General features: G+C 58.8%; 2 protein-coding genes. Both read left to right on the top strand.

The window, feature by feature from the left end; all coding sequences use genetic code 11:
* Positions 1-565 precede the first annotated feature (565 nt).
* Positions 566-829 (top strand): type II toxin-antitoxin system ParD family antitoxin, encoded by a 264-nt coding sequence (locus NKI49_RS33155; protein ID WP_352608419.1) that lies wholly within the window; start codon positions 566-568, stop codon positions 827-829.
* 107 nt (positions 830-936) lie between these two features.
* A complete protein-coding gene (locus tag NKI49_RS33150) occupies positions 937-1,209 on the top strand; it encodes a hypothetical protein (protein ID WP_352608417.1) in 273 nt (90 codons plus the stop codon).
* Positions 1,210-1,455 lie beyond the last annotated feature (246 nt).

Genomic DNA, 1,455 nt, shown 5'->3' with positions numbered 1-1,455 from the left:
AGGTCACAGGTTCAAATCCTGTCCCCGCAACCAAATCAAACAGCCCGCCCGGCTCTCGCCCGCGGGCTGTTTCGATTCCAAGCTAACCCCAGACCCACCAAGCCACCTCCCAGCAGCCCTAGACACCCCAAGACAACACGCTCGAGAAAAAACCCTCCCAACAAAACCAAATCCATAAGCCCGTCACACCTCAAGACGCGCAGCACGTTTGCTTGCGGACGATAAGGGTAGGTATCAAAGCGCAGCACAGAGGCTGGTTCGCCCAAAATACGACGAACTTAATCGGTCAGGTTTCTTAGCCAGTCGGCTTCTGCGTCCACCGTCTTGCGTATAGCGAGCATTTAAGCGTGATGACGGTCGGCATCGACTTCCAGTCGATCCTCGATCGAGCCGGCGTTTCTCAATAACTGAGGCGACAGCTCGGTCGCCCGAATCAAACGGCAAGCGATTCTCTCCAGGGCGAAATCGCGGCAAAGATAGAGCGCGGCGAATCGGTCGGCCTGCTGATAGTGGCATCTATTGCTATGCGCGCTGCGCGAACCACAATCTCCGCGGGAGATTGCCAATGCCGAATCATGCCTTGAACGACCACTATGAGAGCTTCATCAGGAAGCAGCTCGAATCGGGCTGCTACAACAATGCCAGCGAGATTGTCCGCATCGGCCCGAGCATGCTCGAGGATTCGAGGCCGAGCGGGAGAATGACTGCGCGAGGAAATGCCGGCGCATTTGACCGAGCTCCAGCGGGATCCAACGAAAGGTGTTCCGGCCGAGACGGTCCTTCCCGGCCGCAGGCGCGTCATCGCGCGAAGCAGGCGAAAGCCAGCTAGGGGATGGAGTACCGGATGTCTTCCCATCGCGGAAGCGGAAGCAGAGCTGGAACAGCTCCATGACGACATAGCCGAACGTGCGTTGCCGATGATCGTGGAATTTTGTTGTGGGTATCCGTGACCATTCCCTCGGCTTTTCGACGTTTCCGCAAAGGGGCACCGAACGGGTTGAAATCATGCCTGGGGTGCGGATTGTTGGCTACAGGCGCGCCGCCAGCATTGCTTCTGCCGTCGAGGGCGTGCGCGTGCTGATCCTGGGCATCTTTCTACGCCGGCCGGAACATCAAACCGGAAGTGCCCGAAGACCAGCTCTGAAAGCCGCTCGGGCGGGCGCCGCCGGTCGACGGTTCGGGCGGCACGGCTGGTTTCTTTCGGGCTGATGGCGCACGCTCGGCGTGGAGCTTTGCTGCGGGCTTCCTAAGGACGGCCGGCAACAGAACGCCGCCGACAATCCATGCAAGCCAACTCACGAATTTCGGCCTCGTGGATATCTCTGCGAGAAATCGAAAAAACATCTCAGATGGCAGTTGACAGTTTGGTTTGGTGGCGACTATATACGCCTCACGAACGAGGGCGGCTCGCCGCTGGCGACGAAGAAGTTTGCTTCTAACTCTGCCCTCCGCGAA

The organism is Mesorhizobium sp. M0587, from assembly GCF_040320945.1.
In the GTDB taxonomy this organism is placed as follows: domain Bacteria; phylum Pseudomonadota; class Alphaproteobacteria; order Rhizobiales; family Rhizobiaceae; genus Mesorhizobium.
Note: the sequence above shows the minus strand (reverse complement) of the source record. Positions and strands in the feature narration are given on the sequence as shown.

What these genes read in the sequence shown, in the direction of transcription:
- NKI49_RS33155 (WP_352608419.1), top strand. Translation starts at nt 566, where the DNA reads ATGCCGAATCATGCCTTGAACGACCACTATGAGAGCTTCATCAGGAAG.